This is a genomic window from Candidatus Pseudothioglobus sp. Uisw_086, assembly GCF_048085745.1.
Taxonomy (GTDB): Bacteria; Pseudomonadota; Gammaproteobacteria; order PS1; family Pseudothioglobaceae; genus Pseudothioglobus.
The window spans coordinates 954,376-979,429 of sequence record NZ_CP159803.1 but is presented as its reverse complement, the minus strand read 5'-3'; the positions used below and the strand labels follow the sequence as shown (position 1 = coordinate 979,429).

General features: G+C 34.6%; 31 protein-coding genes. 6 read left to right on the top strand and 25 right to left on the bottom strand.

Annotated elements, in window-relative coordinates; genetic code table 11:
• The first annotated feature begins 46 nt into the window (after positions 1 to 46).
• Positions 47 to 271, top strand: a complete 225-nt coding sequence (locus ABXT49_RS04915; protein WP_416650822.1) for a hypothetical protein — start codon at positions 47 to 49, stop codon at positions 269 to 271.
• A gap of 8 nt (positions 272 to 279) precedes the next feature.
• Here ABXT49_RS04915 and fabF read toward each other — a convergent pair whose 3' ends face one another.
• From fabF to ABXT49_RS04835, 16 genes are all read right to left on the bottom strand, one after another.
• Positions 280 to 1,521: a beta-ketoacyl-ACP synthase II gene (gene fabF, locus ABXT49_RS04910; protein ID WP_416650820.1), complete on the bottom strand. Its 1,242-nt coding sequence runs from the start codon at positions 1,519 to 1,521 to the stop codon at positions 280 to 282.
• Positions 1,522 to 1,648: 127 nt separating this feature from the next.
• Entirely contained in the window at positions 1,649 to 1,876 is a 228-nt protein-coding gene (gene acpP / locus ABXT49_RS04905; protein ID WP_020024381.1) for an acyl carrier protein, read from the bottom strand.
• Between the two features lie 80 nt (positions 1,877 to 1,956).
• A complete protein-coding gene (gene queC / locus ABXT49_RS04900; RefSeq protein WP_416650818.1) occupies positions 1,957 to 2,628 on the bottom strand; it encodes a 7-cyano-7-deazaguanine synthase QueC in 672 nt (223 codons plus the stop codon).
• Positions 2,621 to 4,504 (bottom strand): DNA topoisomerase IV subunit B, encoded by a 1,884-nt coding sequence (parE, locus tag ABXT49_RS04895; protein WP_416650816.1) that lies wholly within the window; start codon positions 4,502 to 4,504, stop codon positions 2,621 to 2,623. Before parE ends, queC begins: the two co-directional genes overlap by 8 nt.
• An 83-nt stretch (positions 4,505 to 4,587) precedes the next feature.
• Positions 4,588 to 6,228 (bottom strand): chaperonin GroEL, encoded by a 1,641-nt coding sequence (groL, locus tag ABXT49_RS04890; RefSeq protein ID WP_416650814.1) that lies wholly within the window; start codon positions 6,226 to 6,228, stop codon positions 4,588 to 4,590.
• Between the two features lie 12 nt (positions 6,229 to 6,240).
• Positions 6,241 to 6,531 (bottom strand): co-chaperone GroES, encoded by a 291-nt coding sequence (locus tag ABXT49_RS04885; protein ID WP_416650812.1) that lies wholly within the window; start codon positions 6,529 to 6,531, stop codon positions 6,241 to 6,243.
• Positions 6,532 to 6,565: 34 nt separating this feature from the next.
• Positions 6,566 to 7,405, bottom strand: a complete 840-nt coding sequence (gene rpoH, locus ABXT49_RS04880; protein ID WP_416650810.1) for an RNA polymerase sigma factor RpoH — start codon at positions 7,403 to 7,405, stop codon at positions 6,566 to 6,568.
• Positions 7,406 to 7,455: 50 nt separating this feature from the next.
• Positions 7,456 to 8,082, bottom strand: a complete 627-nt coding sequence (gmk, locus tag ABXT49_RS04875; protein ID WP_416650808.1) for a guanylate kinase — start codon at positions 8,080 to 8,082, stop codon at positions 7,456 to 7,458.
• 23 nt (positions 8,083 to 8,105) lie between these two features.
• Positions 8,106 to 8,372, bottom strand: coding sequence for an oxidative damage protection protein (locus tag ABXT49_RS04870; RefSeq protein ID WP_416650806.1), 267 nt, complete (start codon positions 8,370 to 8,372; stop codon positions 8,106 to 8,108).
• On the bottom strand, positions 8,369 to 9,898 hold the full coding sequence (gene murJ, locus ABXT49_RS04865) for a murein biosynthesis integral membrane protein MurJ (protein WP_416650804.1): 1,530 nt from the start codon (positions 9,896 to 9,898) through the stop codon (positions 8,369 to 8,371). The genes ABXT49_RS04870 and murJ overlap by 4 nt, the downstream gene beginning before the upstream one ends.
• Before the next feature lie 15 nt (positions 9,899 to 9,913).
• Entirely contained in the window at positions 9,914 to 10,711 is a 798-nt protein-coding gene (gene lpxA / locus ABXT49_RS04860) for an acyl-ACP--UDP-N-acetylglucosamine O-acyltransferase (RefSeq protein ID WP_416650802.1), read from the bottom strand.
• Positions 10,712 to 10,715: 4 nt separating this feature from the next.
• Entirely contained in the window at positions 10,716 to 11,159 is a 444-nt protein-coding gene (gene fabZ, locus ABXT49_RS04855; RefSeq protein ID WP_416650800.1) for a 3-hydroxyacyl-ACP dehydratase FabZ, read from the bottom strand.
• Positions 11,160 to 11,163: 4 nt separating this feature from the next.
• Positions 11,164 to 12,168: a UDP-3-O-(3-hydroxymyristoyl)glucosamine N-acyltransferase gene (lpxD, locus tag ABXT49_RS04850; RefSeq protein WP_416650798.1), complete on the bottom strand. Its 1,005-nt coding sequence runs from the start codon at positions 12,166 to 12,168 to the stop codon at positions 11,164 to 11,166.
• Complete coding sequence (locus ABXT49_RS04845) at positions 12,165 to 12,662, bottom strand: OmpH family outer membrane protein (protein ID WP_416650796.1); 498 nt, start codon at positions 12,660 to 12,662, stop codon at positions 12,165 to 12,167. The genes lpxD and ABXT49_RS04845 overlap by 4 nt, the downstream gene beginning before the upstream one ends.
• Before the next feature lie 7 nt (positions 12,663 to 12,669).
• Positions 12,670 to 14,973 carry an outer membrane protein assembly factor BamA gene (bamA, locus tag ABXT49_RS04840; RefSeq protein WP_416650794.1) on the bottom strand — a complete coding sequence of 768 codons (2,304 nt, stop codon included), beginning with the start codon at positions 14,971 to 14,973 and terminating at the stop codon, positions 12,670 to 12,672.
• A gap of 129 nt (positions 14,974 to 15,102) precedes the next feature.
• Positions 15,103 to 15,468 carry a gamma-butyrobetaine hydroxylase-like domain-containing protein gene (locus ABXT49_RS04835; RefSeq protein ID WP_416650792.1) on the bottom strand — a complete coding sequence of 122 codons (366 nt, stop codon included), beginning with the start codon at positions 15,466 to 15,468 and terminating at the stop codon, positions 15,103 to 15,105.
• An 80-nt stretch (positions 15,469 to 15,548) separates the two neighbouring features.
• Between ABXT49_RS04835 and dapF the strand changes: the two genes are divergently transcribed.
• On the top strand, positions 15,549 to 16,370 hold the full coding sequence (dapF, locus tag ABXT49_RS04830) for a diaminopimelate epimerase (RefSeq protein WP_416653530.1): 822 nt from the start codon (positions 15,549 to 15,551) through the stop codon (positions 16,368 to 16,370).
• On the opposite strand, the gene ABXT49_RS04825 is transcribed toward dapF, so the two are convergent.
• The 8 genes from ABXT49_RS04825 to ABXT49_RS04790 all read right to left on the bottom strand — a co-directional run bounded on the left by ABXT49_RS04825 (position 16,367) and on the right by ABXT49_RS04790 (position 21,539).
• Positions 16,367 to 17,173 (bottom strand): symmetrical bis(5'-nucleosyl)-tetraphosphatase, encoded by an 807-nt coding sequence (locus ABXT49_RS04825; protein ID WP_416650790.1) that lies wholly within the window; start codon positions 17,171 to 17,173, stop codon positions 16,367 to 16,369. The genes dapF and ABXT49_RS04825 overlap by 4 nt on opposite strands.
• 9 nt (positions 17,174 to 17,182) lie before the next feature.
• Entirely contained in the window at positions 17,183 to 17,560 is a 378-nt protein-coding gene (gene apaG, locus ABXT49_RS04820; RefSeq protein WP_416650788.1) for a Co2+/Mg2+ efflux protein ApaG, read from the bottom strand.
• The gene (gene rsmA, locus ABXT49_RS04815; protein WP_416650786.1) at positions 17,538 to 18,293 is read right to left on the bottom strand and encodes a 16S rRNA (adenine(1518)-N(6)/adenine(1519)-N(6))-dimethyltransferase RsmA; all 756 of its coding nucleotides are present in this window, start codon (positions 18,291 to 18,293) and stop codon (positions 17,538 to 17,540) included. The genes apaG and rsmA overlap by 23 nt, the downstream gene beginning before the upstream one ends.
• Positions 18,277 to 19,239: a 4-hydroxythreonine-4-phosphate dehydrogenase PdxA gene (gene pdxA, locus ABXT49_RS04810; RefSeq protein WP_416650784.1), complete on the bottom strand. Its 963-nt coding sequence runs from the start codon at positions 19,237 to 19,239 to the stop codon at positions 18,277 to 18,279. The genes rsmA and pdxA overlap by 17 nt, the downstream gene beginning before the upstream one ends.
• A 7-nt stretch (positions 19,240 to 19,246) precedes the next feature.
• Positions 19,247 to 19,630, bottom strand: coding sequence for a DUF2177 family protein (locus tag ABXT49_RS04805; protein WP_416650782.1), 384 nt, complete (start codon positions 19,628 to 19,630; stop codon positions 19,247 to 19,249).
• Positions 19,631 to 19,702: 72 nt separating this feature from the next.
• On the bottom strand, positions 19,703 to 20,650 hold the full coding sequence (gene lipA, locus ABXT49_RS04800) for a lipoyl synthase (protein ID WP_416650780.1): 948 nt from the start codon (positions 20,648 to 20,650) through the stop codon (positions 19,703 to 19,705).
• On the bottom strand, positions 20,634 to 21,245 hold the full coding sequence (gene lipB, locus ABXT49_RS04795) for a lipoyl(octanoyl) transferase LipB (RefSeq protein ID WP_416650778.1): 612 nt from the start codon (positions 21,243 to 21,245) through the stop codon (positions 20,634 to 20,636). Before lipB ends, lipA begins: the two co-directional genes overlap by 17 nt.
• A gap of 6 nt (positions 21,246 to 21,251) precedes the next feature.
• Positions 21,252 to 21,539 carry a YbeD family protein gene (locus ABXT49_RS04790; protein WP_416650776.1) on the bottom strand — a complete coding sequence of 96 codons (288 nt, stop codon included), beginning with the start codon at positions 21,537 to 21,539 and terminating at the stop codon, positions 21,252 to 21,254.
• Between the two features lie 70 nt (positions 21,540 to 21,609).
• On the opposite strand from ABXT49_RS04790, the gene ABXT49_RS04785 reads away from it, so the two are divergent.
• From ABXT49_RS04785 to mnmH, 4 genes are all read left to right on the top strand, one after another.
• Positions 21,610 to 21,927, top strand: coding sequence for a rhodanese-like domain-containing protein (locus ABXT49_RS04785; protein ID WP_416650774.1), 318 nt, complete (start codon positions 21,610 to 21,612; stop codon positions 21,925 to 21,927).
• 67 nt (positions 21,928 to 21,994) lie between these two features.
• The gene (locus ABXT49_RS04780; RefSeq protein ID WP_416650772.1) at positions 21,995 to 22,654 is read left to right on the top strand and encodes a dUTP diphosphatase; all 660 of its coding nucleotides are present in this window, start codon (positions 21,995 to 21,997) and stop codon (positions 22,652 to 22,654) included.
• The gene (gene selD, locus ABXT49_RS04775) at positions 22,651 to 23,700 is read left to right on the top strand and encodes a selenide, water dikinase SelD (RefSeq protein WP_416650770.1); all 1,050 of its coding nucleotides are present in this window, start codon (positions 22,651 to 22,653) and stop codon (positions 23,698 to 23,700) included. Before ABXT49_RS04780 ends, selD begins: the two co-directional genes overlap by 4 nt.
• The gene (gene mnmH / locus ABXT49_RS04770) at positions 23,697 to 24,785 is read left to right on the top strand and encodes a tRNA 2-selenouridine(34) synthase MnmH (protein WP_416650768.1); all 1,089 of its coding nucleotides are present in this window, start codon (positions 23,697 to 23,699) and stop codon (positions 24,783 to 24,785) included. Before selD ends, mnmH begins: the two co-directional genes overlap by 4 nt.
• Here the strand turns inward: mnmH and ABXT49_RS04765 are convergent.
• Complete coding sequence (locus ABXT49_RS04765) at positions 24,782 to 25,045, bottom strand: 2Fe-2S iron-sulfur cluster-binding protein (RefSeq protein ID WP_416650766.1); 264 nt, start codon at positions 25,043 to 25,045, stop codon at positions 24,782 to 24,784. The two genes, mnmH and ABXT49_RS04765, sit on opposite strands and share 4 nt — an antisense overlap.
• Between the last annotated feature and the right edge of the window lie 9 nt (positions 25,046 to 25,054).

The window sequence follows — 25,054 nt, the reverse complement described above, 5'->3', positions numbered from 1 at the left end:
ACTTGGTAAAATATGATTTATTTGTTTTCACTGGTGGAAAAAACTGATGATTAAGTATTTGTTAGGTGCAATTCTTGCTTTAGCTGTTATTGGCGGCGCTTTCAAATATGAATCTAATGACACTAGTTGGCAATTAATTATTCTTAAGAAAGAGGCTTTAAATAGTGTAACTAATGGGGCAATAAGAATTTATAAGTTATTCCCAGATATTAAATCACTATTTTCAGATTCAGATTCAGCCGACACTTCAGAAATAATACTAGAGGACTAGAGTTCTTTTTAAGGTGTCTTAGATATAACAAGTGAGCCATTGGTACCGCCAAACCCAAAAGAGTTTGAAATTGCATGATTAATCTTCATTTCTCTTGCTTCATTCGCGGCATAGTCAAGATCACATTCTGGATCCTGATTAAATATATTTATTGTGGGAGGTGCTACTTGATCTCTAATTGCAAGAGTTGTAAATACTGCCTCAACACCTCCTGCAGCGCCCAAAAGATGACCAGTCATTGATTTAGTTGAGCTCATAACAATATTTTTTGAGTGCGCACCTAAAGCTAATTTAGCGGCCTCTGTTTCAGCGGCATCACCAGCTGGAGTCGACGTTCCATGAGCATTAATATAATCTAGTTGATTTGGATTAATTCCGGCATTATTCATAGCATTTCTCATGCATCTTGCAGCACCTTCGCCGCCTTCTGATGGAAGCGTCATATGGTATGCATCACTGCTCATACCGTAACCTGTAAGTTCACCATAAATGTGTGCCCCACGCTTTTTAGCGTGTTCATATTCCTCAAGAACGACAACGCCTGCACCATCACCAAGAACAAACCCATCTCTATCAACGTCCCAAGGTCTTGAAGCAGTTTCTGGATCATCATTTCTAGTGGAAAGTGCTCGAGCTGCAGCAAAACCCCCAAGGCCACAGTTAGTTGTTGACATTTCAGTTCCTCCAGCAATCATAACGTCAGCATCACCATATTCAATTATTCTTGAGGCATCCCCAATATTATGAGTTCCCGTTGTACACGCTGTTACTATTGCAAAATTTGGACCTTTAAGGCCAAATTTGATAGACATGTTCCCAGAGACCATGTTGATAATGGAAGAGGGCACAAAGAATGGAGAAATTCTCTTGGGCCCTTTTTCTCTAAAAAGATCTGCTGTTTTTTCAATTGTAGTTAGTCCACCAATGCCAGCACCAATTGCAACTCCAATTCTCTCAGCATTTTCGTCTGTTACTTCAACACCACTATCTTCAAAAGCTTGTATTCCGGCAGCCATACCATAATGAATAAATATATCCATTTTCTTAGCCTCTTTAGGGCTTAAGTATTGAGATACATCTAACTGTTTAACAGCGCCTCCAAATTTAACAGCTTGAATCTCAGTATCAATATTTGTTATTGGCGCTATACCAGAAACTCCATTAATAATATTAGCCCAAGCATCATTAACATTATTACCTACTGGGCTTACAATACCTAATCCAGTAATTACAACTCTTCTTTTATTCATAGTAGATTTTCTTTTAAAGTTAAGAAAGTAAATTTATATAAGTTATTTAATTTGAGAGATAAATGTTGCGTAAAAAAAGGCGAATTACTTTTTAAAGTAAACGCCTTATTTGATTTATTGAAGTTTATTAAGTATTTGCGTTAATATAGTCTATTGCTTGTTGAATAGTAGTAATATTTTCTGCTTCTTCGTCTGCAATTTCACAATCAAACTCTTCTTCAAGAGACATTACAAGTTCTACAGTATCTAATGAATCAGCCCCTAAATCATCGATAAATGAAGCATTATTGTCAATTTCACCACTAACATCTAACTGCTCACTTACAACTTTACGTACTCTATCTTCAATACTCATTTTGAGTTAAATCCTTAAATTGTTTAAAAGTTTATATTTTATCTTCAAAAAACATTTAAATAGCGCTAAATTTTAAATATTTATTGATAAAAAGTTGGATCCTTAATGTTAGCATTGTTAAAGCCATTTATCCTAAGTACGCATGCATCACACTCGCCACAAGCCTCTCCATTTGAGTTGGCTAGATAACAGCTAATAGTTTGCGAGTAGTTGACACCAAGACTTAATCCTTTTTGGATGATCTCTGCTTTGGTCATACTAATTAAAGGCGTTTTAATTTCAATTTTTTCACCTTCAACAGATTGCTTTGTTGCCAGATTTGCCATATCTTCAAATGCTTTAATAAATTCAGGCCTGCAATCAGGATAGCCAGAATAATCAAGAGCATTAACACCAATATAAATTTTTTGACAGTCAATTACTTCAGCCCATGCTAGTGCAAATGATAAGAAAATAGTATTTCGAGCTGGAACATAAGTGACAGGGATTTCATCACTTTCAGAGTACTTAGGGACGTCTATTTTATCATCTGTTAAAGCAGAGCCCCCAATATCAGCAAGGGAGATTTTCATAATCCGATGCTCTACCACTTTAGATTGCATGGCAATAGTTTTTGCAGATTCTAGCTCAGAGCGTTGCTTTTGGCCATAATCAAAACTTAGCGCATAACATTCAAAATTATGAGCTTTTGCAATTGCAAGTACGGTTGTTGAGTCTAAGCCGCCAGATAGCAAAACAATCGCTTTAGACATTTGCCAGATTACCTTTGGTCTCTAACCAAGATTTACGGTCTGAAGCTCTTTTTTTAGAAAGCAGCATATCCATAGTTTCTGCAACCTGAAGTGGGTGATTAAGAGTCAACTGAATTAATCTTCTAGTATCTGGCTGCATGGTTGTTTCTCTAAGCTGCTTTGGATTCATCTCACCTAATCCTTTAAATCTTTGAACTTGAATTTTTTGACGACTATTTTCCTTTGCAAGTTTGGATTCAAATGCATCTTTCTCTTTATCATCTAGGGCGTAGAATACCTGCTTTCCTGCATCAATCCTATATAGAGGCGGCATTGCCACATAGACATGACCTTCTTTAACTAGCTTAGGGAAGTGCTTAACAAATAAAGCGCAAATAAGGGTAGCAATATGAAGTCCATCTGAATCAGCATCAGCTAAGATACAAACCTTTCCATATCGAAGCCCAGACAGATCACTATTATCAGGCTCTAAGCCAATTGCAACACTTATATCATGAATTTCATTTGAGGCAAGAACTTGAGAAGAGTCAACTTCCCATGTATTAAGAATTTTACCTCTAAGTGGTAATATGGCTTGATACTCTTTGTCTCTAGCCTGTTTTGCTGAGCCTCCAGCAGAGTCTCCTTCAACTAAAAAAACTTCAGTTTGATCGAGATCAACACTGGTACAGTCAGATAGCTTTCCAGGAAGCGCTGGACCGCTTACGATTTTTTTGCGTATAACTTTCTTAGCAGTTTTTAATCTGATTTGAGCATTAAGGATTGCTAGTTCAGCAATTTTTTCAGCTATATCAGTATGCTGATTTAGCCATAAACTAAATGAGTCTTTAACTACTCCTGAAACAAAAGAGGCGCACTCACGTGAAGATAGTCTTTCCTTTGTCTGGCCTGAAAACTGCGGATCAAGAATTTTAATTGACAATACAAAGGCAATATTTTGCCAAACATCATCAGGTGTTAATTTAATATTTTTTGGTATAAGGCTTCTGAACTCACAAAACTCTTTTAACGCATCTGTTAATCCAGATCGGAGTCCATTAACGTGAGTTCCTCCGCCAATTGTAGGAATCAAGTTTACAAAGCTTTCAGCCGTAGTATTTGTAGTATTTTCAGTCCAAGTTAATGCACAATCAAGTTGCTCCTCTTTCGTTTTACTAGAGATTACAAAAGGTATTGCAGGAATGCAATCTAACCCATCTAGAGAAGCTTGAAGGTAGTCTTTAATACCATCTTCAAAGAGCCATTTATCTGTTGTTTCATCAATTTCATTTACAAAGTTAACTTCAAGCCCGGGACAAAGAACCGCTTTAGAGCGAAGATTATGCCTTAAGTTTTTAATTGAAAACTTTACAGTATCAAAATATTGAGGATTTGGTGAGAATTTTATTAAAGTTCCAGTATTACGCTTACCAACTTCTGCTATTTCTTCTAAATCTTTTGATTTAGCGCCTGATTCAAATTGCATATAGTATTGTTTTGAATCTCTTTTTATCCAGATTTCAATTGAACTCGATAGGGCATTCACTACAGAAATTCCTACTCCATGAAGTCCACCAGAGAATTGATAAGAATCATTTGAGAACTTGCCGCCAGCATGAAGTTTTGTAAGGATAACCTCAACAGCAGGTGTCCCTTCCTTTGGATGAATATCTACAGGTATTCCTCTGCCATTGTCTTCAACAGACATAGAATTATCTTTATGAAGAGTTACGTTTATTTGAGTTGCATAGCCAGAGACAGCTTCATCAACACTGTTATCAACTACTTCTTGAGCTAGGTGATTTGGACTTTCAGTATCAGTATACATTCCTGGGCGTTTTTTGACTGGCTCCAGGCCAGTTAGTACTTCTATTGATGACGCGTCGTAATTAGACATATGATGTATTGGTTGTAATTGGCTGACATAATACCAAAAAAAAGCCCCAAAAAATGGGGCTTTTTTTATAAAGACAAATAGTTTTACATCATGCCTGGCATTCCACCACCCATGCCGCCCATATCAGGCATTGCAGGTCCAGAATCTTGAGGCTTATCAGTAATCATTGCTTCAGTAGTTATCATTAAACCAGAGATGCTTGCTGCATGCTGAAGTGCTGCACGAGAGACCTTAGTTGGGTCTAAGATACCCATCTTAAGCATGTCTCCATATTCTTCAGATGCCGCATTATAGCCAAAGTTTCCTTTACCTTTTAAAACTTCATTTAAAACGACAGAGGCTTCGCCTCCACCATTAGAGACGATTTGCCTAAGAGGCTCTTCTAAAGCGCGTCTACAAATGCTGATTCCAACGTCCTGGTCACTGTTATCACCCTTAAGTGAGCTTAGTGATGAGATAGCACGAACAAAAGCAACACCACCGCCTGGAACAACACCTTCTTCCACTGCAGCGCGTGTAGCATGAAGCGCATCATCAACACGGTCTTTTTTCTCTTTCATTTCAACTTCTGTTGCTGCACCAACTTTAATTACTGCAACACCACCAGAAAGTTTAGCTAAGCGCTCTTGAAGTTTTTCTTTATCATAATCAGAGCTAGTAGCTTCTATTTGAGTTTTAATTTGACCAACACGGCTTACAATAGCTTTTTTAGCTCCTGATCCATCAATCAAAGTTGTATTATCTTTACCAATTTCAATACGTTTTGCAGTGCCAAGATGCTCTTCAGTAACACCTTCAAGTGATAAGCCAACTTCTTCAGAAATGACTGTAGCACCAGTAAGAACAGCTATATCTTCTAATATAGCTTTACGGCGATCACCAAATCCAGGTGCTTTAACAGCAGCTACTTTGACAATACCACGCATGTTATTAACAACTAAAGTTGCAAGCGCTTCACCTTCAATATCTTCTGCAATTATTAGAAGAGGCTTTCCAGCTTTTTGAACTGCTTCTAGTGCTGGCAGTAAATCACGAATGTTTGCAATTTTAGAGTCATGAAGCAAAATATATGGATGCTCTAGATCCGCAGTCATAGACTCTTGATTGTTTATGAAGTATGGGGAAAGATATCCACGATCAAATTGCATTCCTTCAACAACATCAAGTTCGTTTTCAAGTGTTGAGCCTTCTTCAACAGTAATTACACCTTCTTTTCCAACCTTTTCCATTGCCTTAGCAATAATTTCACCAACAGATGTGTCTGAATTTGCTGAAATAGTTGCAACCTGAGCAATTGCCTCGCTATCTTTACAGGGTTGAGATGCTTTTTGTAACGCTGCAACAACAACTTCGGTAGCCTTATCAATACCTCTTTTAAGATCCATAGGGTTCATTCCTGCTGCGACTGACTTAACACCTTCTGAAATTAAAGACTGAGCTAATACAGTTGCTGTAGTAGTTCCATCACCAGCAATATCATTAGTTTTTGATGCAACTTCTTTAACCATTTGGGCGCCCATATTTTCAAACTTACCTTCAAGTTCAATTTCTTGAGCAACTGAGACACCATCTTTAGTAATTGATGGAGCGCCAAATGATTTATCAATTACTACATTTCTTCCTTTTGGTCCAAGCGTTACTTTAACTGCATTTGCAAGCGTGTTAACACCTGACATCATTAAATCTCTAGCTTCTGAGCCGAATTTTACGTCTTTTGCTGACATTATATTTCTCCTTTATTCTTCAATTACTGCAACAATTTCATCTTCGCTCATCACTAGAAGCTTTTCTTCTGCTACAGTGATTTCCGCACCTGAGTATTGACCAAACATTACTATATCGCCAACCTTCACATCCAATGGAATTAAATCTCCTTGGGTACTAATTCTGCCATTTCCAGCTGCAACAACCTCACCTCTAGATGGTTTTTCAGTTGATGAATCAGGGATGATTAAACCACTTGCTGTTGTTTTCTTTTCTTCTACTCTTCGCACAATGACACGGTCATGTAAGGGACGGATTTCCATATTCTCTCCTGGTGTTGAACTACAAAATTTGTCGTTAAAGGTTTACTTGGCCTTCTAGACGTTCTTTAAGCTTTTTAATAGCTTTGTTTTCAAGTTGACGAACCCTTTCAGCGGAAACACCATACTTGTCTGCTAATGTATGTAAGGTCGATTTTTCTTCTTTCAAGTACCTTGCTTGTAAAATATCGATACTTCTTTCATCTAAAGAAGAAAGTGCTTGATAAAGCTTATTGTGCTGATCTTCTTGGTTTTTATCATTTAATACTAATTGTTCAGGATTTTTACCAGGATCTGAGATGTAGTGCTCTGGAGTGTAAGTATCATCGTCATCATTAACCTCAAAAGCAACATCGTTGAGCTGAAGTCTAGATTCCATTTCAATAACATCTTTTTCTTTAACACCAAGATCTTCTGCAATTATTTTGGCTTGCTCACTTGTTAGAGATTGAAAAATATTTGCCTTTGCCTTTCTGAGCTTAAAGAAAAGTTTTCTTTGTGCTTTGGTAGTTGCTACTTTAACAATTTTCCAGTTTTTAAAGATGTATTCATGAATTTCTGCACGAATCCAATAAACAGCAAAAGAAGATAGCCTAACTTTTTTATGAGGGTTAAAGCGTTTAACTGCTTTCATTAAACCAATTGTGCCTTCTTGAATTAGATCAGCATTTTCAAGACCATACCCTTTATAGCTGTGCGCAATAAAGGCAACAAATCTCATATGAGCAAGAACAAGTCTTTGTGCAGCGGATAAACTTCCATTCTCATAGAGTTCAATAGCCAACTCATATTCTTGTTCTGGAGTTAGGATTGGAGGGTACTTTTGTACCTCTAGATCTCTAGATGTATTTTTTATCGATAATGCAAAATCACTCATAAATCTTCTTAAAATGATAATTTAGGGCTAAATTATACCAAATTTTTTAGTTATATCAATTTTTTAAGTAGTTTTTTGTGTTTTGTTGACTGCTCTTTTAAAGACAGATGAGCTCGCTTAGATAGATTGTTTGAAGAGGATATTATTGATTCTAGATCAGCTAATGCAGCATTAAAATTATCATTAATGACTAGATAGTCAAATTCGTTGAAGTGACTCATTTGATTTTCTGCATCTAGCATTCTTTTTTTTATGATTAACTCATCGTCTTGAGCCCTATTCTTGAGCCTTAGTTCTAATGCTTCTTTTGAAGGAGGCAAAATAAATATGCTAATTGCACTAGGTAAGTTCTGCTTAACTTGGCGAGCACCTTGCCAGTCAATTTCCAGGATGACATCTATGTGATTGTTCAGATTGTCATTAATTAGTTTTTTAGAAGTCCCATAGAGGTTTTCAAAAACCTCAGCATGCTCAATAAATGCATCATCACTCACCATTTTTTGAAATTCAGAAACTGAAACAAAGTGATAATTAGTTCCATTAACTTCATCGGCTCTTGGCTTTCGTGTCGTATGAGATATAGAGACGCGCAAGTTTTTAGTATTATTAATTAATGACTCAACAAGAGATGTTTTTCCACATCCTGAGGGAGCTGCTACTATAAATAGATTAGACATTTTTTAATCAAATTTCCATATAATTATTTTGGTACATAGCCCTCAATTTGATCAATGTCTTTCTCTGAAAAGAAGTAATTTTCCATTTGTTCTTTTAGGTAGCTCTGTGATGACTCATCAAATAAGTTTAAGTTATTTTCATTAATTAACATGGTTTGGTGGTCAAGCCACATCTGCCAAGCCTCTTTAGAGACTGAATCCAATATCCTTTTACCAAGATCACCTGGGTAGGGTGCTCTTTCCAAGCCTTCTAGCTTTGTATCTAATTTAATGCAGTGAACTTTCTTCATAATTGTTTAAGTCTAACTCCAAGTGCATAAAGCGTTGAAAAATATATAACTATTGAAATAGTAATAGTTTTTGAAATAAGTATAGCCCTCTCTATTAGAGAGGATTCAAGGTAAAGGCCAATACTTGAATCAAAGTAATAAATATACATCGACATTATAGTGACTGCAAATATTACTTTAACTAGCATTTTATAAAAAGTAATCTGAAACTTAAATATTGATTTTTTTATTAAGAAAAAATATAAAATTACAGCATTAATTACCGCTGAAATCGAGGTGGCGGCAGCTAAGCCAACATGATCAAAATACTGAACTAATATTAAATTTAGAACTATATTTGAAACCATCGCCACAACCCCAGCTTTTACTGGAGTTTTAGTGTCTCCTCTTGATAGAAAAATTGGCGCAAAGATTTTTATTGCAATGAACGCCATTAAGCCAGAACCATAAGCTTGTAAACTTAAAGATGTTTTTTTAGCGGATAAAGCATCAAATGCATCATATTGAAAGAGTGTAATTATTAGCTCCTCTGCAAGCAGAACTAATCCAGCACATGCAGGAAGTCCTAATAAAATTGCATATAAAAGAGCTTTATCAATGGTACTTATAAAGTTTTTAGTATCTTTTTTTGCATGATAGTTACTTAGTTTTGCTAGGGCAACAGTTGCTAGGGCGATGCCAATTAAAGCTAAAGGGAGCTCTAGTAACCTATCTGAATAATATAGCCATGAGACACTTCCAGCTATAAGGGTTGATGCAATCATTGTGTCAACTAATAAATTAATTTGAGATACTGATACGCCAAATAAGGCTGGAAGCATTCTTTTTCTAAGAACTAAAAGAACCTTATGATGGCCAAACTGTAATTTAGGGAGTCGTTTTATTTTTCTTAAGAATGGTATTTGAAAGCCAAGCTGTATAATCCCTCCAATGAGTACGCCCCAGGCTAATGCCATAATTGGTGTGGACAAGTGTTTAGATAAAAATACAGCGCTAAGGATTAATGAAATATTTAGTAATACTGGAGTAAATGCTGGAATTATAAAATTATCATAAGTATTAAGGATAGATCCAGATAAGGCAGTAAGGGATATTAAAAGCAAATAAGGAAAAGTAATTCGTAGCATATCAGAGGCTAAATGAAACTGAGTTGCATCAGCTTTAAAGTAGAACCCCCATGCAAATAAAAGTATTATGATTGGTGCTATTACAATTGCAATAAGAGTAATAATCATAAGTATGCTAAGCAATTTAGTAGCAATATGATTAATTACTAATTGAACCTCTTCGTCAGATTGATTAGCTTTTGACTCTGCCAAAATTGGCAAAAAGGCTTGTGAAAAAGCACCTTCAGCAAAGAGTCGTCTAAAAAAATTAGGTATTCTAAAGGCTACTAAGAATGCGTCAGTTAATTCATTAGCTCCAAAGAGTCTTGCAATAATGAAATCTCGAATAAGGCCTAAGATTCTTGATATAAAGGTCATTGCGGCGACAATGCTGCTGGACCCTATGAAAGACTTAGACATAATAGAAAAGGCTATCTATTCATCCGCTGGGCCACGCATGATGCCCACTCTTGAGTTTCGAATACATTCTACAAATTGCATAACTTCGCGACTGTCAGATTCTGATGCTTCAAGTTCGCTTAGTGCATGATCTAAGAGTCTGCCTTGCGAATCACGATAAACGACCTTAAATGCTCGTTTAATAGATGAAATTGAGCTGGCACTAAAGCCTCTTCTCTTCATTCCAACAGAGTTAATACTTCTAATTTTAGGGTGAATACCAGCTGCAACCATATAGTCAGGGATGTCTTTATTAATTTGACTCCCCATTCCAGCATAAGAGTGTCTTCCAATACCGCAAAATTGTTTAACTAAAACAAAGCCACCAAGTATGGCCCAGTCTGAAATTCTAACATGACCAGCTAGTGAGGCATTATTAGACATAATAATATGATCACCAAGTTGACAATCATGTGCAATATGAACATACGACATTAGCATGTTATTCGAACCAATTCTTGTTAAAGAGTTTTCCTTTTCAGTGCCTCTATTAATTGTACAAAACTCTCTAATCATATTATCATTTCCTATCACAAGGTTACTCTCCTGGCCTTCTTGGTAAGTAATATCTTGAGGGTCACCACCAATAGAAGCAAAAGAATAAATATGATTATTTTTACCAATTTTAGTAGGACCATCAATTACAGCATGTGAGTCTATTACTGTTCCAGCACCTATTTCAACATTGGCACCAATAAAAGCATAAGCTGATATTTCAGCACTTTTATGGATTTTAGCACTTTCATGAATAATAGCAGTAGGATGGGTGGGCATAATACTATTCAGCAGATTTTTGAGTACATAAAATTTCAGCAGAAGTAACTAAATTACCTTCAACTGAGGCCCTGCAATTGAATTTCCAAATACCACGTTTGACCGTAATAATTTCAGCATAAATTTCTAGTTGATCACCTGGCTCAACCATTCTTTTAAAGCGAACTTTATCTACACCTACTAACATATATATTTGACCAGTTTGTGGCTTTCCAACTTCAGATTTAAAAGCTAATATTCCAGTGGCTTGCGCTAAAGCCTCAATAATTAGGACCCCAGGCATAATAGGTTGATCAGGAAAGTGCCCTGTAAAATGCGGCTCATTAAAAGACACATTTTTGATAGCAGTAAGGCTTTTTCCTACTTCAAGATTAGTTACCCTATCAATAAGTAAGAAAGGGTAGCGATGAGGTAGAAAATTTTTAACCTCGTTAATATTCATTTTCATTGGATTATTTAATGTTTTTTAATTTAATTTTTAGCAGAGTTGTAATTTTATCAAGTTTTGTTAGCCATATTCCTACCTTTTTCCATTCAGAATGAAGCATAAGAGGGACAAAGCCTGTATAAACTCCTGGCTTTGTTATATTTCTATTGACTGTACTAGTCGCATTAACTATAACGTCGTCAGTAATTATTAGGTGGCCAACAATACCAACCTTGCCACCAATCATGCACCTTTTACCAATAATAGTTGTTCCAGCAATTCCCGTTGTTCCTGCTATAGCTGTATCTTCTCCGATAACAACATTATGAGCAATATGAACAAGATTATCGATTTTAACTCCATTATGAATCTCTGTATTGTCAATAGAACCTCTATCAATTGTTGTATTAGCTCCAATAGATACATTATCACCAATAATTACATTTCCAAGGTGAGCAATTGCGTTCCACTTGTTGTCTTTATCTCTTGCGTTTCCAAATCCCTCAGAACCAATTATTACTCCAGGCAAGATGACACAGTTTTTTCCAATTTGAGAGCCATTTTGAATCGTTACATTTGACTCAATTCGTGAATTTTTACCAATATTGACATTGTCTTCAAGAACACAATTAGCTCCAATCGATGAATTTTCTCCAATAACTACATTCTTACCAATAACACAGTTTGGAGAAATATCAACACCAGCGAATGAGTTAATAACTTCTGAGCCTGTCTTAAGATGGTTAATGTTTTGTAAATATTTAAACTTATGGGTTAATATTGAGTAAGCTAGATAAACGTTTTCAACTAATAGCACATTTGTTGAGCAGGAATTTTTTAAGCTCTTATCTACTATTACTGCACCAGCATTAGAGTTAATTAGGAGTTTTTTGTATTTTTTACTAACTGCATAAGAAATTTGCCCAGTATTTGCATTAGCTAGGGTATTAATTCCTGAAATCTCTTTCGATGATTCACCATAAACTGAGGCGTCTATTAATTTTGCTATTTCTTCAAGGGTTAATTTCATAGTGAGAGTTTTTGAATTTTTTCAATCACTTTAGTGGTTATGTTTGTTTTATCACTGACAAAAGCGGCATTTCCATACAAAATAAGATCGTAGTTTTCAGAGATTGCTAGCTCATTGATTGTATTGTTAATTAACTGTTCAATTTTCTGAAGTAAATCGATTTTTCTTTTATTCATCTTATCTTGCCAAAATTCAGTTTCTTGTTCAAAACTTTTTTCTAACCTAGCTAGTTTAAATAATTCTTCTTCAAGATTTTCTTTTTTTACAGACTTGTTAATATCGTTGACTTTAGTTCTAAGAAGCTCAATATGCTCAAATAAATCTAGTAACTCTTGTTTTTTTGGTTCAAATTCTCTAGATATTTGATCTATGCTCTGATTATATTGAGGTAAATTATTAATAACTTTTTCCGGATCAATATAGCCTATTTTTATAGTTTCCGAAGCTGCTAATGATGTTGTTAGTAATAAAAAAAATACAGCTATAATTTTCATGAGTTTTTTAAAAACCAGTTCCTAAAGAAAAACCAAAGTTTTCAATAACATCACCTGATTTTTTAAGTATTGGGGTTGACCAATACGCTCCAATCGCCCCTATTGGGCTAAGATAAGCAAACCCAAAGCCAGTCGACATTCTTAAATCGCCTAAGTCAATATTTGATGCTTTCTCAAAAATATTTCCACTATCAATAAAGGCACTCATTCTCATTTTTTCGTTATCATCAAAAAAGAAAGCTGGAGATATTAGATTTGCACTTCCTAAGATTGAGAGTTCACCACCTTTCGCATTTCCATTTAGATAAAGTGGCCCCAGTGATTTATTTCCAAAACCCCTAACTGACCCAGTTCCTCCGCCAAAGTATCTTTTATAAAAAGGGGCTTCTTTGCCATCATAGCCTTTTAAAAAATCCAAGCTCCCAGTAACTTTAAGTGTTAAGTTTTCATTTATTGGCTTGTAGCTCTTATGTTTTGCATTTATATCAATATAGCGATAGTCAGAAACTGGTAAAGCCATTCCTAGTTTAATAGAGTTTTCCCTTCCATTTGTCGGGTACATATAGTCATTTAAAGTACTTTCACTCCAACCAACACTTAATTTAGTTTCATCTTGAGATTTATTGGAGCATTGACTAGACTCATAACTAGATGAAGAAAAGCTCACACCACAATTTATATCATTTTGTGAATACTCTAAATTAGCTCTAATTCTTGTGTTTTCTGTTAGAGGCACCCCATAGCCTATATTTAAGCCTTTGGTGCTGATTTCATAGGAATCTTTCATTACATCATCATCTTTAATTTCACTAAAAAATGCACCATAACTTATGCTGTGGCCTTGATCATTAAAGTAAGGATCTTCAAAATAGAAGCTAACTTTGTTGTAAGAGTCAGAAAGCTTTAATTCGGAATTAAATGTGTTACCTGATCCAAAAATATTTTTTTCTTGAATTCCAGCACCAATAGCTATCCCATAGTTATTGCTATGAGATAAAGAAAAACTAATAGCTCCAGTTTTAGTTTCGTCAACTGTAAAGTTAAGGTTAATCTTATCGTTTGAACCTATAACGTCAGAGGCCATCATTTGAACATCAGAAAAATATCCTAAACGTCTAAGCTTCATGACAGAGTTTCTAAGTACACTTCTAGAATAAAGGCCTCCTTCAAAAATACCAATTTCTCTTCGAATTACTTCATCTTGCGTTCTTGTATTGCCTGAAATTGTAATTCTATTTATGTAAACTTTTTTATTTAGAGAGATATTTATATCTACATTAATTTCATTCAAAGAATCATATGTGATGGGTTCAATTTCTGCAAAAGCATAACCTTGGTCGGAAAACGCATCATTAATTAGTTGAATTCCTTCCATTATTAAACTTCTATTAAAAGTATCACCTTTGCTAATTGGTAATAAAGCAGTTAGCTCACCTGGAGATTTATTTCCTAGTTCACCAGTAAAACTTACTTTGCCAAGTTTAAATTGATTACCCTCATAAATTTCAATTTCAATATCTATTTTTTCATTATTTTCGCTCAAGGTAGTATTTATTTCTAAAATATTAAAATCCAAATAACCAGCGTTAAAATAATTATTAGTAATAGCGTCTAATCCAAGTTGAAAAGAAGGGCTGGTAAATTGATCTTTATTAGTAAAGTAGTTAACGACTTTAAATCCCGGTTCGCCAATTGGAAAGAAAGATAATAATTTTTTCTCGGTAAAGCTTTTTGCACCACTTATCTTTAAAGATTCAATAGTTGTCCTGACATTTTGTTTTATTTCAATTTCAACACCAATTCTATTTTGGGCATCTATTTTGGAGTTTGAGCTAATTTCAATATTATAAAATCCTGCGTCAACATATTTTTGATCTAAGAATGAAATAAAGTTAGTTAATTTTTCTTCGGTAAAGACGTTACCAGTAGACATATCATAAGATTTGGAAAATTCTTCTAAATCTTCACTATTAAATAAATCAGTCTCAAAGCTAAACCATTTTTTTGGATTGTTATCAATAGTTAAATATTTAATATAGGGGTTTTCTAATAGTTTGATATTTAAAATATTCTTGTTTTGAATAATCTGGACATCAGAAAAAAGACCAGTATCAAATAGAGATTTGATAATTTCATCACTTGCTGAGGGTGAAAATGTTTGACCAGCTTTGAAAGGAATAAGCTGATTTAAAGTGCTTTCAGCAGTAAAATCTAATCCAATAAAATTGATTTTATTGATTGGGTTTGCTATTGATAAAGATGAAATAAATAAAGTAAATAAAATTGTAAGTTGATTTAATTTATTATTCATTTTTTTTACCTAAGTAGTTAATCTATTTATTTAAATTTTTGTTTAAATAAGTTTTAGTTACAATTTTAACAAAATTACCAATCATATTGTCAAGCTAACACTAAAAATTCTAATATTAATATTTATTTATTAAACTTGAACTTTGTGATAGTTGTGACTACTATTATTATTTTTAACTCGATTACAATAGTCAAGCCAAAGATCGTCCTTATTACTTCCAAGTTTGTATAAGTGGCTCCATGAGTATATTCCAGTAGTGTGCCCATCACTATAATGAATTGCAATTGCATAATTTCCCATTGGAACTAGTGTTTGAATCGTAACATCTTGTTTGTTTAGCTGAAGAGTCTCTTGTCCAGGGCCATGCCCTTGAACTTCTGCTGATGGAGAGTAAACTCTAAGATATTCACTTGTCATAGGGTAATCAGTCTCATCAAATGTTACAGTAAGAAGTTTTTTATCCTTACTAAGTGTTATATTAGTGGGGGTATTCATTATTTTTATTGATTAGATTATTGTGAAGATTTTAACATAGCAGTAACCAAATAAAACATGATACAAAAGGTTAAAATATTATCATGATATATTTTACAAAAATGCATGGTCTTGGAAATGATTTCGTAATAATCGATAATATTGATGGGGATGTTAGTTTATCAACTGATGAGATTCGAAAATTATCTGATCGTCGTTTTGGAATTGGCTTTGATCAATTACTCATGGTTGAGAGTTCATCATCAAAAGATGCTGACTTTCGTTATGTAATATTTAATGCTGATGGTTCTGAAGCTAACCAATGTGGAAATGGCGCAAGGTGCTTAGCTCTTTATATTCAAAAGAAAAATTTATCTTATAAGAACCCACTTTCTGTTGAAACTAATGCTGGCAATATGGTTTTAACAGTTAACAGTGATGACTCTGTTCGAGTTGAGATGGGTGAGCCAAACTTTCTTCCATCCATAATTCCTCTTAATGTTAATGAAGAGAATTCTGAGTATATTGTTGAAGGTTTTAAAGTTGGATCTTTATCCATTGGAAATCCTCATGCTATCTTGGCTTTGGATGACATATCAGATATAGATTCTACTGCATTAAAAATTCAATCTTCTAATGACTTTCCTGAGGGTGTCAATGTTGGGTTTATGAAGGTATTAAGTAAAGATGAAGTCCAGTTAAGGGTTGTTGAGAGAGGGGTTGGTGAGACACTTGCTTGCGGTTCAGGAGCCTGTGCAGCTGTGATTCATGGAATTAGACTTGGCCTGCTTAATGCAAAGGTAAAAGTACGCTTAAATGGCGGTAATGCAATGGTTGAGTATGATGGACAAAAAGTCTATCTTACTGGTCCTGGAGAGTTTGTTTATGAGGGCTCGATTAATCTGAGAAGTGCACCAGCCTAATTAATTTCTAATGATTTTTGTGAAATATAATTATGGTTTGTTAAATCATAAGCTGTAAGCCTGTCACCCCATACGCACCCATGATCTAGAGGGTAAATATTTTTAGAGTTGATATCTTTAAGAGATGACCAGTGCCCAAAAAATATTTCTTCATCAGCCATCAGTCGGTTTGAATGCAAAAACCAAGCTTCAAAGTTTTCTGGGTTTTGATCAACATTTAACTTATGCTCAAATTCAAGCTCACCATCTTCTTTACAAAAACGCATTCTCATTAAGGCGTTTATTGTGTAACGAGAGCCTTCTTCATTAGAAAGGTTACTAGACCATTTATTTGGATAATTACCATACATTTTGGATAAAAATTCAATCACATTTTTTGATTGAAGGTTCTTATGAACTGTCTCTGCATTTTTGATTGCATCTGACTTGCTCCATTGAGGTGGTACTCCTGCGTGAACAAAGAGCGCATCTTTATATTCAATTACAAGTGGCCTGTTAAGGAGATAGTCAAGCAAAACAGTTTTATCAGAAGCAGACAATATGTCTAAGAACGTGTCATTCTTGTTAGGATGGCGCTCAGTTAATGCACAAACTAGTAGATGAAAATCATGGTTACCAAGAACCATGTCCATGTTATCTTGATTTGATTGAATAAAGCGGAGCGTTTCAAGTGAGTTATTGCCTCGATTAACAACATCACCTAGAAAGTACAATCGATCTCTATCAATATTATAATTAATTTTATTTAAGAGCCCTTTAAGGCTTCTAAAGCAGCCTTGAACGTCACCAATGGCATAGTCCATGTGTTTTGCCTAATGAAGAGTATAAGGTTCACTTAATGTAAACTCTGGAATGACCGCTTCAAACCTTTGTCCTTGATCACTAATCATCCCATAAGAGCCTTTCATGGTTCCCGTTTCAGTACTAATTACTGCACCAGAACTGTATTTAAAGCTTTCACCAGGGGAAAGGTGGGGTTGCTGTCCAATTACACCTTCACCAATAACCTCTTCAGTTTCTCCAGATTCATCTTGTATTAGCCAGCGTCTTGTTCTTAGTTGGGCTCCAGTCTCTCCATTATTTTTAATAGTAATGGTGTAAGCATAAGCATATTGACTGTTTACTAGATTTGATTGATCTGGTAAGTAGGTTACTTCTACATTTACTTCAATTTTGTTTTTCATAGTCATTCATTAAGGTTACAAAGTTTTCAGTACTAAGCATTTCAGCTCTTTGTGATAAGTCAATTTCAGTTTGTGATTGATTTAATACAGATTTTAAACAGTTTTTTAGTGTTTTTCTTCTCTGAGAAAAGGCAAGTTTTACTATTTCCTCTAAAGGTTTTGAGTTTCTAACAAGTGGCTGCTCTTTAGTTTTCAGATAAAGTATAGCAGATTGAATTTTTGGCTGAGGTTCGAAAGATTCTCTTGGAACAATAAACATTAACTCAACTTCATAAAAAGCTTGCATCATAACGCTAAGACGTCCATAAGTCTTATTTCCTGGAGGCGCAACTATTCTATCAACCACTTCTTTTTGAAGCATAAAAGTCATATCAACAATTTTATCTCTATAGTCAAGAAGATGAAATAATAAAGGGGAAGAAATATTGTATGGGAGATTTCCAACCACTCTAATTTTATTAGGAATTTGACCAAAATCAAATGTTAGTGCATCTGACTGATAGATGGTTAGTTTTTCTTGTCCCTCTAATTCAAGCATAGAAACTAAATCTCTATCAATTTCAATAACACTTAAATGATCTAAATGTTCAAGCAAGGGAAAAGTAATCGCTCCTTTTCCCGGACCAATTTCTAAAATATTGTCATCATTTTTTGGAGATATTGTTGAAATAATTTGGTTGATAATTTGATGATCAACTAAAAAGTTTTGTCCAAATCTTTTTCTAGGCTGGTGACGCATTATTAGTTAAAGTTTTGAAGTAGGATAGTGCTGTATTAAAACTACCTAGGCTAATATTGCCTGTACCTGCCAGGTCTAGAGCTGTGCCATGATCAACAGAAGTACGTATAAAAGGAAGGCCTAAGGTTATATTAGCTGCATTTTTAAAACCTTTTGCTTTTAATACCGGCAAGCCTTGATCATGATACATCGCTAGGACTACATCAATATTTTTTAATGAGTCTGGTGTAAAGGCAGTATCTGCTGGAACTGGTCCAACAAGATTAATACCACTCTTCTTGAGTGAGTTTAAAGCAGGAATAATTGTTATTAACTCCTCATCCCCAAGATATCCATTTTCACCAGCATGTGGGTTAAGTCCGCAAACAAGAATTGACGGGTCTTCTATTCCTAGGTATTTGAAATTATTATTAATTATGGTAATGACTTTTATAAGAGATTCTTTTGTAATGTTTTTAGATACATCTTTTAGAGCAAGATGAGTAGTAGCAAGAGCAACTTTAAGTTGATCTGTTGCAAGAAGCATTACAGTTTTAGGGGTTTGAGTTAAGTCAGCAAGATACTCAGTGTGGCCAATAAATTCAATTCCAGATTGATTAATAACAGCCTTATTAATTGGACCAGTTAACATGCCACCACAGTTCTTATCAACGCAATCATTAGTTGCATGCCTAATCAATGATAATACGTAATCTGAATTATCTGGGTTTAACTTCCCTGGCTCAACCTTTGACTTTGTTTTTATAGGATAAATACTTAATTCGTTTGTTTTTCTTGTTTTATGTTCCTTTAAGGAGATAGGTAAATTAAGAAGTTTTGCTCGATTGATTAATACATCAGGGTCGCCATAAACCAGGAGATCTTCATTCCTTTCTTTTTGAGCGTATATGAGGGCTATATCAGGACCAATTCCAGAGGGCTCGCCAGAAGTAAATGCAATAGACATAACTATGTTAGTTTAATTTAGCTGAAGTAAATACAGTAAGGGTTGCTACAGAGCCAGAAAGAACCATTCCCCATAGAATATCTGCGACCACTAGTTTGAGGCTAAAAATATTCATAGTTGCGTAAACGGTTAGGTCGTAAGTTCCATAGGTTACTAAACCATAAAAAGCACCAACCATAAAAACATTTAAAAGCGTATTACTAAGATTGGGATTAATAACAAAGAAAATCAAGCCCAATAAGAAGATTATATAAAATATTATAGCAGGAATAACTTTAAGCTCCATAAGGGATGCTACCTCTTGTTTGTACATTGGCGTTGCAATAAAATATATCCAGAATACATCAATGATGCAGAAAAATGCGAGAGCTATAAAGAATGTTTTAATCATAATATTATTATACTTTTTATCAAATTAAATAGTTATAAAAATCAAAGAATTAGTTCTTAAATTTATAAGTTTTTATGAAACAAGCTCGCCTTTTGCCTGAAGGTCTGCGTGGTAAGAGGACCTAACCATGGGGCCGCTTGCTACTTGATTAAAACCAAGATCCTCTGCTATTTTTTTATATTTTTGAAACTGATCAGGCGTAATGTATTCCTCAACTGCAAGGTGGTGCTTGCTTGGCTGTAGATATTGACCTAACGTTAACATATCAACATCATGAGATCTTAAGTCTTTTAGAACGTCAATCACTTGCCTTTCAGTTTCACCAACACCAAGCATAAGGCCTGATTTTGTTTTAACAGAAGGATGTTTTTCTTTAAAGCTTTTCAGGAGGTCTAGCGACTGTTCATAGTCTGAGCCAGGACGGACTTTGGGATAAAGGCTGGGCACCGTTTCCAAGTTATGATTAAAAACATCAGGTGGACAATCTTTAAAAATATCCAGAGCTTTTTCAACCCTTCCTCTAAAATCAGGCGTTAAAATTTCAATTTTTACTTGAGGAGTTTTACTTCTAATAGCATCTATACACTCTTTGAAGTGGCCAGCACCTTTATCCCTTAAGTCATCTCGATCAACCGAGGTAATAACAACATACTTTAGTGACATTTTAGAAATAGTATCGGCTAAATGAAGCGGCTCATTTGCATCTAAGGCTTTTGGCCTTCCATGAGCAACATCACAAAAAGGGCATCTTCTAGTACATATTTGACCCATAATCATAAATGTAGCAGTGCCATGGTTAAAGCATTCACTGAGGTTGGGGCATTGAGCCTCCTCGCAAACTGTAAATAACTCTTGACTCCTTAATGTTTTTTTAAGTTCATTAACTTTTTTGGAGCCCGAGTGCCTAATTCTTATCCAGCTTGGTTTTTTTAATGGTTTTCTCTCAGAATCAGGCTTAATCTTAAGTCTGCTAATTTTAGATTCACCTTTGAGTGCTTTAATTTCAAGTTCTTGTGACATAGTTCTTTAGATAATTAGATAGGTTTAGTTTGATGTCATAAATATTGAGTGCATTATCCGTTAGATTGGACATTTGGGTTACATTTAAATCACTATAACCGCAAGGGTTAATTAGCTTATAAGGTCCGAGGTCCATATCAATATTTAGGCTTAAGCCGTGATAAGTTCTACCTTGTTTAACTTTGAGGCCTAGTGCTGCAATTTTTGAGCCGTCAACATAAACTCCAGGAGCTCCTGAAACTTTATGAGCCTCAATGGAATAATCAGCCAATAAGTCTATTATCGATTGTTCAATAAGAGATACCATTTTTTTAATACCAATTCCTAGTCTCTTGATGTCAATTAGGCAGTAAATTATTAATTGACCTGGGCCATGATAGGTTATTTGACCACCTCTATCAGACTGCACTACTAGTATTTCAGTTTTTTTGAGAAGATGCTCTGGCTTTCCAGACAGTCCTTGAGTGAATACGCTGTTATGTTCTAATAGCCATAACTCATCAGGAGTTTCGATATTCCTAGCATCGGTAAAAGATTTCATTTCATCCCATGTTTGGATGTAATCTGTAAATCCTTTATCGCGTATTTCAAACATCAGATTTTATAAAAGATAGGAAACTAAAGGGGAAGCTTGCAATTCATTATTGATAGCATCAAGTTGTTTTCTACTTGTTGCAATAATTCTAATAGTTATTGAAACATATTTACCCTTAGAGCTTTTTTTGGTAGTAATTTGATTATCATGAAGCCGTCCAATATGGCTTTCAACTATAGCGCAAATAGTTTGCTTTAGGTCAGGCTGATTTAACCCAAAAATCTTAATAGGGTAGTCACAGGGGAATTTAAAAATATCATCATTATTTTTACTCACAAATGAAATTTTACCCATTAAAGTTACTCGTACTTAATTGTTAAGAATAAAATATAATTCTAATATTAAAAATAACAAGAGGCTTGAAATGATAGATGACTTAAATCCCAAAGAATTTCAAAATTATCTGAGTAATAATGACGCTGTTCTTATTGATGTTAGAGAAAAATGGGAGTTGGATTTGTGCAAGATTGAGGGAGCAATTCACTGCCCCATGAGTACTATTGCTGAGTCATTTTCTGACCTTAATCCTGATGACACTATTGCAGTTTATTGTCATCATGGAATGAGATCAATGCAGGTTGCAAACTTTCTGATTTCGAAAGACTTTCAATCTCTAGTAAATCTTCAAGGTGGAATTGATGCATGGTCCAGAGAAATTGACCCTTCAGTTGATAGATATTAGGGACTTATTCCAAATTATTAATAATTAACTATCTATAATTTATTTATTTCTTAATACAGCAAAAATTATGAATCAAATTGAACAAATGTTTATCCTTCAAAAGCAATTAAATGATGAGACAAATGGTGAGGTATGGCTAACTGGGGTTACTCGAGAGAATAGAGAAATTTCATGGTATCGAGGGATTTATATGGAGGTAGCAGAGGCAATTGACTCTTTTAATTGGAAGCACTGGAAAAATATTGATGACCAGCCAGACTGGGACAATATTAGAGTCGAGTTAGTTGATATTTGGCATTTTGTAATGTCTGAATCTATACGTATTAGTGATCAAGAATATGCAAATAAATTTTTAATGCTTGAGCCTAAGGGTAGTTTTGATGTTGAAATTTTGGTTGACTCTTTAGAAGAAATGTTGAGCTTATCTGTGGCTTCAAGTATTCAGTCAGAGACTAATAATATCCGTAAGATCACCGACTTATTTTTTACAATAATTTCCCATTTAGATATTGATATTGAGAATTTATATAAGCGTTATGTTGTTAAAAATCAACTGAATACTTTTAGGCAGCAAAATGGCTACAAAGATGGTTCATATATAAAAAATTGGGATGGTGTTGAAGATAATGTTGTTGCATTTGAAATTATGGATTCAAATCCATCAATTACGCCGTCTGATCTTTATAAAAAGTTAGATTCAAAATATTCTTTAATCAAACAAATATGAAAACTAATTCATCTTCAGTTAGGCTTACTGAATTCAGTCATGGCGCTGGTTGTGGCTGTAAAATTTCACCTAAGCTTCTTAAAGAAATTATAGGTACAAATATTAGTAGCTTTGTAGATCCAGGCTTATTAGTAGGTAATGAGTCGAGTGATGATGCTGCAGTCTATGACTTAGGTGATGGAAGGGCGCTTATTAGTACCACAGACTTTTTTATGCCAATTGTAGATGATCCTTTTGACTTTGGGATGATTGCTGGAAGTAATGCTTTAAGTGATGTCTATGCAATGGGTGGTAGGCCACTAATGGCAATAGCAATATTTGGCTGGCCTATTAATAAACTCTCTGCAGATGTTGGCGCAAGGGTCATAGAAGGTGGCCGTGAAATTTGTAGCCGCGCGGGGATTACATTGGCAGGTGGTCATAGTATTGACTCACCAGAACCAATATTTGGCCTCTCTGTTTCTGGAATTGTTGATATTGATAAGCTTAAAAAAAATACAAGTGCAGAAGTTGGCGATACTATTTTTTTAACAAAACCTCTAGGAATTGGAGTTTTATCAACGGCGCAAAAAAAGAAAGTAGTAAGCTCAGATGATCACATTATGGCTGTAAAGCAAATGTGTGCACTAAATGATATTGGCTCTAAAGTAGCTAAAATTTCAGGTGTTAATGCAGTGACTGATGTTACTGGTTTTGGTTTAGCAGGGCATTTGCTAGAGGTTTGTAGAGGCAGTAGCGTTTCTGCAGAAATATATTTTGATAAATTACCATTATTACCAAATATTTTAAAATATATTGATAAAGGATGTGTGCCAGGAGGCACTGAGAGAAACTTTGATAGTTATGGTGAGTCTATTTGTAAACTCTCTGATTTAGAGAAATCAATTATTTGTGACCCACAAACCAGTGGAGGCCTATTGATTACTGTTTCAAAAGAAGCCATGTCAGAGTTTAATAAGCTACTAACTTCTAACAGTATAAATCTTAATCCAATAGGAAAAATTATTAAAACTAGTGATAATTCTGAATCTATTTTCTTAAGATGAGCAACCTCGAAGAAATTAATAATTTTTCGCAAATTTTTAAAGATAACATGCCCTTACTCGACATCAGAGCCCCCATTGAATTTGCTGAGGGATCTTTTCCAGGCGCTTTAAATCTTCCTCTGATGACTAATGAAGAAAGGCATCAAATTGGTATTTGCTATAAAGATAAAGGCCAGGAGTCTGCAATTAAGTTGGGTCATGAGCTTGTAAAAGGGTCATTAAAAGAGCAAAGAATAGGCAATTGGCTTGATTTTGCCAATAAACATCCAACTGGTGCACTTTTTTGTTTTAGAGGGGGATTGCGCTCTAAAATTGCTCAAGAGTGGATTTATGAACAATCAGGAATTTCATTTCCTCGAATAGAAGGAGGCTATAAAGCGATCAGGTCATTTCTTATTAATGAGATGAGCCGAATTATAAATGAAAAGAAGCTCTTAGTTTTAGGAGGCCAAACGGGTTGCGGTAAAACATTGTTATTAAATGAGTTTGATAACAGTATAGATCTTGAAGGATTTGCGAATCATAGAGGCTCTGCTTTTGGTAATGACGTAACTCCCCAACCCAGACAAATTGACTTTGAAAACCAGCTAACTGTAGAGTTAATCAAGAAGGAAATTTATAATGTATTTTTAATAGAGGATGAGGGTAATAATATTGGCATGATACACATGCCAGATGCTATAAAAATTAAAGCACGCCAGTCTGATATTATTATCTTAAATGCTAGCCTTGAAGAGAGATTAAGTATTAGTTTAAAATCTTATGTTATTGATATGGCTAAAAAATTTAGAGATTTACATGGTGATTTTGGTTTTGAGCTGTATTCAACTTATTGGCTAAATTCTCTCTCCAAAATTCAAAAAAGATTAGGTGGAGATAGATATAAAATTCTTTTGAAGCAATTAAATTTAGCGCTAATGAATCATCAAAAAAATGAAGATTTAAATGACTATTTACCTCTTATTGAGTCGCTTTTAGTTGATTACTATGACCCAATGTATAACTATCAAATTGAACAGAAAAAACAAAGAATCATTTTTCGAGGCAATTATGAGGACGTCACTGGTTATCTTAAAGAAAGTTAAGATTTAGAGGTAATTTTTATATCAGTTATTGGCCTTGATCGACATGCAAGGATTTCTCCTGGGGATAATGGAACAAGGCAGTCTTTATGGATGACATCACCTTTCACAAGTCTTAATATGCAGCTTCCACAGTGACCTTGTCTGCAATTAAAATTTATTAAAACGTTGTTAGTTTCAAGCTCAGTTAATATTGATTCATCACCATATACATAGAGTGATTCTGTTTTTCCATTTATATTATCAACATCAATTTTAAACATTTAATGGGC